General features: G+C 55.1%; 10 protein-coding genes. 6 read left to right on the top strand and 4 right to left on the bottom strand.

From position 1 onward, the window contains the following. Positions 1 to 130: 130 nt before the first annotated feature. Complete coding sequence (locus HX846_RS01985) at positions 131 to 1846, bottom strand: ABC transporter ATP-binding protein (RefSeq protein ID WP_102368500.1); 1716 nt, start codon at positions 1844 to 1846, stop codon at positions 131 to 133. 583 nt (positions 1847 to 2429) lie between these two features. Between HX846_RS01985 and HX846_RS01980 the strand changes: the two genes are divergently transcribed. After that, positions 2430 to 3101 carry a hypothetical protein gene (locus HX846_RS01980; RefSeq protein ID WP_256739758.1) on the top strand — a complete coding sequence of 224 codons (672 nt, stop codon included), beginning with the start codon at positions 2430 to 2432 and terminating at the stop codon, positions 3099 to 3101. Positions 3102 to 3187: 86 nt separating this feature from the next. On the opposite strand, the gene HX846_RS01975 is transcribed toward HX846_RS01980, so the two are convergent. Next, complete coding sequence (locus tag HX846_RS01975; protein ID WP_178964857.1) at positions 3188 to 3667, bottom strand: hypothetical protein; 480 nt, start codon at positions 3665 to 3667, stop codon at positions 3188 to 3190. 237 nt (positions 3668 to 3904) lie between these two features. Here HX846_RS01975 and HX846_RS01970 point away from each other — a divergent pair, with 237 nt between their 5' ends. Beyond that, the gene (locus tag HX846_RS01970; RefSeq protein WP_003214497.1) at positions 3905 to 4138 is read left to right on the top strand and encodes a hypothetical protein; all 234 of its coding nucleotides are present in this window, start codon (positions 3905 to 3907) and stop codon (positions 4136 to 4138) included. A 22-nt stretch (positions 4139 to 4160) separates the two neighbouring features. Here the strand turns inward: HX846_RS01970 and HX846_RS01965 are convergent, their stop codons facing one another. Both HX846_RS01965 and HX846_RS01960 read right to left on the bottom strand, forming a co-directional pair. Next, positions 4161 to 4493, bottom strand: a complete 333-nt coding sequence (locus tag HX846_RS01965; protein WP_177040495.1) for a DUF6124 family protein — start codon at positions 4491 to 4493, stop codon at positions 4161 to 4163. Between the two features lie 321 nt (positions 4494 to 4814). Beyond that, positions 4815 to 5087, bottom strand: a complete 273-nt coding sequence (locus HX846_RS01960) for a DUF3630 family protein (protein ID WP_178964856.1) — start codon at positions 5085 to 5087, stop codon at positions 4815 to 4817. A gap of 87 nt (positions 5088 to 5174) precedes the next feature. Here HX846_RS01960 and HX846_RS01955 point away from each other — a divergent pair, with 87 nt between their 5' ends. From HX846_RS01955 to HX846_RS01940, 4 genes are all read left to right on the top strand, one after another. Continuing rightward, positions 5175 to 5921: a hypothetical protein gene (locus tag HX846_RS01955; protein ID WP_256739757.1), complete on the top strand. Its 747-nt coding sequence runs from the start codon at positions 5175 to 5177 to the stop codon at positions 5919 to 5921. Between the two features lie 35 nt (positions 5922 to 5956). Beyond that, entirely contained in the window at positions 5957 to 6349 is a 393-nt protein-coding gene (locus HX846_RS01950) for a hypothetical protein (RefSeq protein WP_178964855.1), read from the top strand. 123 nt (positions 6350 to 6472) lie between these two features. Further along, positions 6473 to 6913, top strand: coding sequence for a TspO/MBR family protein (locus HX846_RS01945; RefSeq protein WP_076016149.1), 441 nt, complete (start codon positions 6473 to 6475; stop codon positions 6911 to 6913). Positions 6914 to 7060: 147 nt separating this feature from the next. After that, a partial coding sequence (locus HX846_RS01940; protein WP_178964858.1) for an alpha/beta hydrolase occupies positions 7061 to 7637 on the top strand: 577 nt, incomplete at its 3' end.

Raw genomic sequence — 7637 nt, 5'->3', positions numbered from 1 at the left:
CGGAAAAGGGGGCATTTATTAGATCAAATAAATGCCCCCTTTTCCGTCCCGTATTGAGACCTACGCGACCTGAGAGGAATAGGGGTCTGACCCCTATTTCATTCTTAGCGTACAAAGCCGTTTCAGTAACTTAATGCCCTGAAACCGGCTCTTCCTCCTGAACTTTGCGTATGACGTTGGAGACCGACTCCAGAGCCACCAGGTCTTGCCACTTGCCATCTGCAACGATTCTGCCCGTGTCGAAGACGATGACTCGATCAAAGTGATTGAGCACAGTGAAATCGTGGGTTACACAGATTAGACTTTTATCGGCAAAGCAGGTGAAGAGTGCATCCCAGATTAACGAGGCGCCCTGAGGATCAACGGATGAGGTCGGCTCATCGAATATGTTGAAATTCCCAGGTCGTAGCAGCACGCGTAGAAGCGAAAGCTTTTTTGCTTCGCCACCGGAAATACTGGTCGCGTCTTGATTTATCGTTCGAACAGGCAATTCGTCAAACAGGTGCTGGATATTGAGCTGCGCCGCGACGCTGCTAAATGTCGAGTTGAACGAGCCATGAAAAAAAACAGCGTCTGCCAGGTTGCCTGATAAAAACTTCGGAGTTTGGGGGCAATACCGAATGAGCCGAAAATGTTCCTCTTCAGCGATTGACTCAAGCGCGGTCTGTCCTATCCGGACGGTGAGCCCGGAACGCTGCTTCACGCCCACGAGCAGTTCCACAAAGGTTGATTTTCCGGAGCCACTTGCCCCAACGACGGCAAGATGCTCACCGGGGCGCACTTCGATGGCCTGTTGAATGACTAATGAAACTCCCTCGGCGATCAGTGCAGTGGAGGCGGGGTAAATCAAGCTGTCAGAATCCAAGGGCAAGCTCTCGGCCTTACCCTTGAAGCTTTGCTCGCGCAGAATCGATCGAAACTTGGCGTAGTCCGAAGAGAATTGATCGGCGAAACGATAGACCTCTCCGATGCTGAACACCGTGTTGAAAAACATCGTGGATAAGGTAAACAAGACGACAAAGTCGCCAACCGTCAGTTCGGACGCCGAAGCCTGTCTTACAAAGATGCCGTACCCGATCACTGTGCTGCTGGTCAGGGTTAAGAAAAGTGCCCTTGACGCCCCTAGTACCGCAGCGGAATATCCGACTTTTGTCGCGGCATCCGCGTACTGGTAAAACGTATCGAACAGGGGTTTCAGCCCCGATTCCTGGGCCCGCTCCAGCCTTATCTGTTTACCCGCCTGAATCGTGTTTGCAAATACTCCCGCCTGTTCATCTTCGGCGTCATTGACCGCATCGATATGAGCGCGACGCCACGTGATCAAGTAGTGGGTCAATGCCAGGTAGACGCCGGAAAGTGCAAGCACAAGCGCCAGGAACACAATATTCGCAATCCATACCAGCCACGCCGAAATCACGATGAACTCGATGCAAAGCGGCAAAATAGTGATCAGCGCGTAGTTAAGAATTCGCTCGCTGGCTTGTATGCCGCGTTCAATCGATTTGAGCATCTTGCCGATATTGATCGATGAGAACAGGTCGAAGTGCTTGGTGAATATCTCGCGAACCCATCGAATCGAAACATCGCTGAGCCCTTTTTGAATAAAACGGGTCAAATAGTACCCCTGAATAGGGATAAGAATAACGTTAATAACGCCGACGCAGATAAACCCCAACAGATACAAGGCCGTCTCTGAATCCAAGGTGTGCTGGGTAAAGGTATCTACTACGCGCCCGATGATAATCGCCGGCATTATGGTTGCCACTTTGGATAGGATGACAATAACCATCACTAGCCAGAACAGCCTCTTATGACGGTAAAGTGCGTGTTTAAAATCCTCAAGCATGACCCGCCTCCTCAGTTGCTCTCGTTAATTGTGTTCAAGCAAAACGTTATTGGGTGCCGCGGGAGAGAAGAGTAGGGGGTGGGCTACGTTTTCAATAATGGTGGTCTGACCCCTATTTAAAAATGTGGGCGCAGGCTATCCCAGTTCACACTAGCCTCCAATACCAGCCTCGCTATTATTTATGCATACCCAAAGAGAAAAATATTCTATGAGACTACTCTATAAATTTTCACATGTTGTGCCTCATGGGGCGGGAATTCAGGAACTCTCAGGATTTTCCAATCAACTTGCCGCATGGCGTTGTCACGTCGTGACTTCCCCGGCACGGGCCACTATTTGCCAAGAAAATACTTCATGACGCAGTTCTCTATTTTCTACTGCGCAGTTGATACCAGCCCTTCATCGTTCTCCCGTCAGGCACGTCACCACGCTTTCGCAGCTCGCGGTAATCACCATCTGCAAGACCCAAACGGCGCAGACACCAGAGAAGAATAGGGGGCAGACCACGTTTTCAATAATGGTGGTCTGACCCCTATTTCTGCATCTATTATCTGAGGTCGAACCAACTACCGAAGTTGTCGAAGTGGGATTACTTTTGAGCATGGGGCCGCCGATGCAGGGAAAAACGTTCGAGATAGTGCGAATAGATCAAATCCACGAAATTGTTTCGCCAACCATAGAGTCACTTTTACAGCCGTTAGGATTCGAAGTTCAGGGCCCGCTGTCCTGGCTTCGTAGCGTCGATGCTCCCATTCGCCAACTCTTTCGCCTTGAGCAGTGGAAAGGCGGCGCGCTAGCGCCGTCATGGGCTCTGTCACTGGACTTCGTTCCCCATCTTTCCGGCAATGAAATCAAATGGCACAGGACGTCAAAATCAGCACGACCTGATCTGACTTTCAATGTGCGCGATCGAGCGTTTGATATTTCATGCAGCTACGGACCTGATGCCATAGCAACCAGCGCACCCAATATCCTCCGGGCTGCCATTCCAAAAGCTGAATCGTTTTGGGACGAGGCTCGTTCGATAGCCGACTTGCCTGGTGCTTTCGAGCGGGTCAAGCAGCATTTGTCGACGGGTGGCCTGGGTTTCTACAACTACATACAACATCCTCTTGCATACGCGTTTGTATTGGCCATGAACGGCAAGCCCGATACAGCCGAAGAAGAGTTTCAACGCTATTCACAGCGTCTTTCAGAGGCGGCTCGAAAAAAACTCCGCAAGCTATTCATTGATGCAGGCGGTCACCTTGGCTAAGCGAGTACGACTTTTTCAACAGAATCGGCCAGAAGCGGCCGCTCATGACCGACCGCTTCCGACCCAACGCAGCCATCCGCTCCTGACTATTGGGTTAATGCACCCACGTCATTCACCAGTGTGCGCCAGCCATCCTTTGCCTCCTGCTCCGAGGTAAAGACTTGCACTTTGGGATGCCAGAACGCCCCCTCGATTGCGATGCATTCCAAGGTAGAGTCCTGAAACGTAAAGACATAGTGGATAGCATCTTTCATGAACCGCTGTTTGTCGTGTCGAGGATGAATGGCGTTCCTTTGCTCAAGCTCTGCTAACCAAGGCGAATTATCTATTCGATGAATTTGGTAATGCTTTAGGCCAAGTCCAATGAGCGGATGGCCGCCCAAAGCTTCGTCGTTTGGCGAACCGAATTGGATTTTCTTTACTAGCGGAAAATGAACCACAGCTATTTCTTCTCCGGTGGTGTAATACCGTAAACATAGTTGCGTGTCCGTGGCGAACACCACTGGTTCAGGCGACGTACTTGGCTGTGGCCAGGAGTCGAGCAGCACTACGGTCGCTAATGACATGCGGGAACCTGATGAATGAATGGGTTATAAACAGAGTGCGAGAGCGACTCGTTGTCGTCAAACCTTTCTGATCGCGACCGACTGCTTCTGGCCGAAACCGGCCCTTTAATTCCCATACCGGTCTACCATGGCCCCCCCGGCAGTGGTTCCACGCGCTACCGACCTCAATCTCAAGGTATCGCCCATGACCTTTTCACCCCGCATCACCCCATCCCGCACCTTATCCGAGGCATCCCTATGAGCATCGACCAAATCAGCCTCCCAAAAGGCGTAGGCCCTCAAGCCATCAAGCTCCTCGACGCCATCACCGGTGCTGACACCAAAGAAGACCTGAACCGCGCAGGCGGCAAAGCCGAAGGTTTTGTATTGGGGCTGGAAAGTGCCAAAGCCATCAAAAGCCAAATCGCCGAGTCGCTGTATGTGGCATACGACGACGCGGCGAGTAATCGGTTGGGTGAGTTGAAGGGCTAGTCCCGCAGGACCGCGTTGGGCTCTACGCCCGAGGTGTTTCGCGGTCCATCAGTTTGCCGATCAGCAGCACACTCAATTCGCTCAGTTGGTGTATGGCCAATGCCACGTCGCGGTCTTTGCCGGTCAGTTCGTCGGACAGGTCGAGCAGCAGGGCGCTGACGGAGGAAACGGTTTCATAGCTGTTGGCGATCAGGATTTCGCTGCTGACGCCGGAGGTGACGCTGAAGAGGGCGGTTGTCTCTGGGACTGTCTCGGCATCAGTGCCGGGATTGAGGTAGTGATCAATGGCGCGCTGGGCAGCCTGGTGGAGTTTTAGATCCGGCTTGTTTGGCGGATTTGGCGTTATTTTGAACATATATAGATACCCTGGATGAGGCCGCCACCTTGTCGCTACTAAACGATAGGGTGGCAGCTGTGCACAGGTTAGTAGACCGGTGGATATCTAGAGCCGGCGCGCCCGAAGGCGCCCTGCACACAGCCACCATCAAGCACAGACAACTTGTCTGAAGAAGGTGAAGCTCATGCACAGATATCCAAACTCAGGCTACTAAACCCGATCACTGAGTTTTCAGCGACCGAGCAACCTTAGAGATGGCCACCCAGGTGCACAAGCCGGCGGATTCTGACGCAAGCGTAGGCAAAGGAGCAAGGTGCTACGGCCTACGCAAAGTCTCCTTTATCCCGCAAATGGAAGCACCAGCCGGTACGCCCTCAACCCCAAATCACTCAACCCCTCCAGGCTCTCGCCCTGGCCAGGCATGAGCAGGCTGATCCCCAGATAATGCTCAAGGTGCAGGGTGAGGGTCTGGCCTTCGACGCACAAATCCCAATAGCGCTGATCCAGCCCGTCGGTCTTTACGGTCCATTCGCCTTTCAAACCGTGCTCCAGCGTTTCGGCGATGGTGGCGTACAATTGCCAGTCGGACGTTTCCGAAATCTGTATTTCCATAAGGGATCATCGATAGGGTGAAACGGCGTGTTTCGCCGTGAGATGCTTGTCGTAGAATGTGACAGAACCTGCGTAGCTCTCAAAGGAATGAGCCCCTGGCAAGCCACGCCTCCACCGCACGGAAGCCTGTTTATGAAAATCCCCCTCTGGATTGCCCTGTTCCTGGGCTGCCTGTTACCGCAACTGTGCACGGCCAACACCCCGCACATTGACCCGCACGCCGAGAGCCTCTATCAGCAGGCTGTGCCCTACCTACAACAAGCAAATACCAAGCTGGAAGCGGTGCCTGCGAACTTTCCCACCGCCAGCGCAGACGAGAAAAAGCGTTCCCAAGTGCTGGTGGAGGAGGCAGGCGAGTTGCTCAAGCCGGCGATCAAGCTGCTTGAACAAGCTGCCGCGCTGGACCACCCGGTGGCCCAGCATCGCCTCGCGATGATCTACGTGATGTTCTACCCGGTCGACGAGATCAAGGAAAAGGCCTGCCCGTTGTTCCGAAGCAGCTTCCTACAAGGCTTTGCACCACCGGCACTGCAGCTTTCATCCTTTTGCTTTGCATTTACGGACACGCCTGAATTCCAGACAACGCTGAAGGCCATTGCAACCAGCGCGCCCGAGTATGAGCAGTATTTCCCGCAGCCTGCGGTGAAGCTTGAATGCAGGGCCGAGATGCCTCAGGGCATGGCGTTGCAGTGGGGCAGCAGTCGGGATTATCAGGCTGAAATGTATCGGCTGCTGGGCGACAGTAACCGCGCGCAGCGTACGGAGTATTACCAGCAGGCGATCGCGATCAATGATTGCTACAAGGCGAAAAAGCGCCTGGGGCTAAGTCAGTAACCGGGTGGGTATGAATAACGGTTAAGGAGAAGGGCATGGCGGGTGGCGAGATTGGGTGTGGTTCGTTTCAGGGCAGCGACAAGTCGGGATCGGCCTTTGAGGCGGTGCTGGACGCGCTGCCGTTGCAGGCGCGGGACTGGGTCGAGGCGGCCAGGCAGCAACTGGACTCGGCTGACATTGTGCTGCTGGAGGTTGATCATGCGCAGGGCTTGCTTCCCTTTTTGAAGGACTACCAAACACGCTTGATCGCCGAGATCGGGCACGATGATTGGGAGCGGGCCGCACGGGATGAAGCAGCCTCGCTTGAGGATGTGGCTGCCAAGTGGGGCGCGGGCAAGGGCTGGCGACTTTATTGCGTGCGGGATCTGGTCCGTGCTTGTGAGCAGTCGGCGGTGGAGCAGCAGCCTGTTTACATCGCGTTCAGCTAGGGCATCTGTGGCGGGGCACGGAGCAAAGAAAAATACACTTTTTGCTGCGCGGGGCGTCCAACCCTGAAACCGCCGTCAAGGCTTTCATCTCCAGCAGCTGCTCTCAGCTAAGGACCGATTATGGTGACGTTGTTTATTTTTCTTCTGGCCTGCGGTGCTGCTGCGAGCACCGGCATTATCTTCAAACCGGGCGACTGGTACGCCACCCTGGTCAAACCCAGCTTCACCCCTCCCAACTGGCTGTTCCCGGTCGCCTGGACCATCATCTACCTGCTGCTGGCTTGGGCCGGCTACCGCCTGACCCTGATCCCCGGCAGCGAAATCGTGCTGGCTCTATGGGCTGCACAGATCGCGCTCAACACCCTGTGGACGCCCGTGTTCTTCGGTGCCCACCGGATTTTCGCCGGGATGGTGATCATCACGCTGCTGTGGCTGGTAGTGGCCGCCATGGTGCTGCTGACGGTGCGCCTGGATTTGATCACCGGGCTGATCCTGTTCCCGTACCTGGTGTGGCTCAGCGTTGCGGCTGCGTTGAATTTCTCCATCCTGCGCAATAACCGCTGAGCCTGGCGGCGTGGGCAGAGGGCGGAAACATCATTGCCATGATGCCCACGCACACTGGCCAAGGTGAACATCTCTTTTAGAGATAGGGGGAATATCGAATTGGGAACTCACACGCTGTGGCCTGCTGAAGAACATGAACTGGCGCAAATGCAGCGCTTTAACCAGAAGCTCGCCTGGATGCCGCGTTTTCGCATCCGCAACCGCGTGACGCCTCGGGTGATCCAGGCGCTGTTGCGCTCCAGCCAGATGGTGGCCGGCAACAAGTTGCTCAAGCATGGCCTGCACGCTGAAAGCCGGCGGGTGGGCTCGGTGCCGGTGCGAATCATTCGGCCGAAGGGCAAGGCCAAAGGCGTGGTGCTGGATATCCATGGCGGCGGCTGGGTGATCGGCAATGCGCAGATGAATGACGACCTCAACGTGGCCATGGTGAATGCGTGCGAGGTGGCGGTGGTGTCGGTGGATTACCGGCTGGCGGTGAATACACCGGTCGAAGGGATTCTGGAAGACTGCCTGGCCACGGCGCGCTGGTTGCTCGGGGACTGTGAGGAGTTCGCCGGCCTGCCGGTGATCGTTGTCGGCGAGTCTGCCGGTGGGCATCTGGCGGCGGCCACGCTGCTGGCGCTGAAGCAATCGCCCGAATTGCTGGCGCGGGTGAGCGGGGCGGTGCTGTATTACGGCGTCTACGATTTGACCGGTACACCGAGCGTGCGCACGGCGGGGCGGG

Origin of the sequence: Pseudomonas sp. K5002, assembly GCF_013386655.1 — a bacterium.
Taxonomy (GTDB): Bacteria; Pseudomonadota; Gammaproteobacteria; order Pseudomonadales; family Pseudomonadaceae; genus Aquipseudomonas.
Note: the sequence above shows the minus strand (reverse complement) of the source record. Positions and strands in the feature narration are given on the sequence as shown.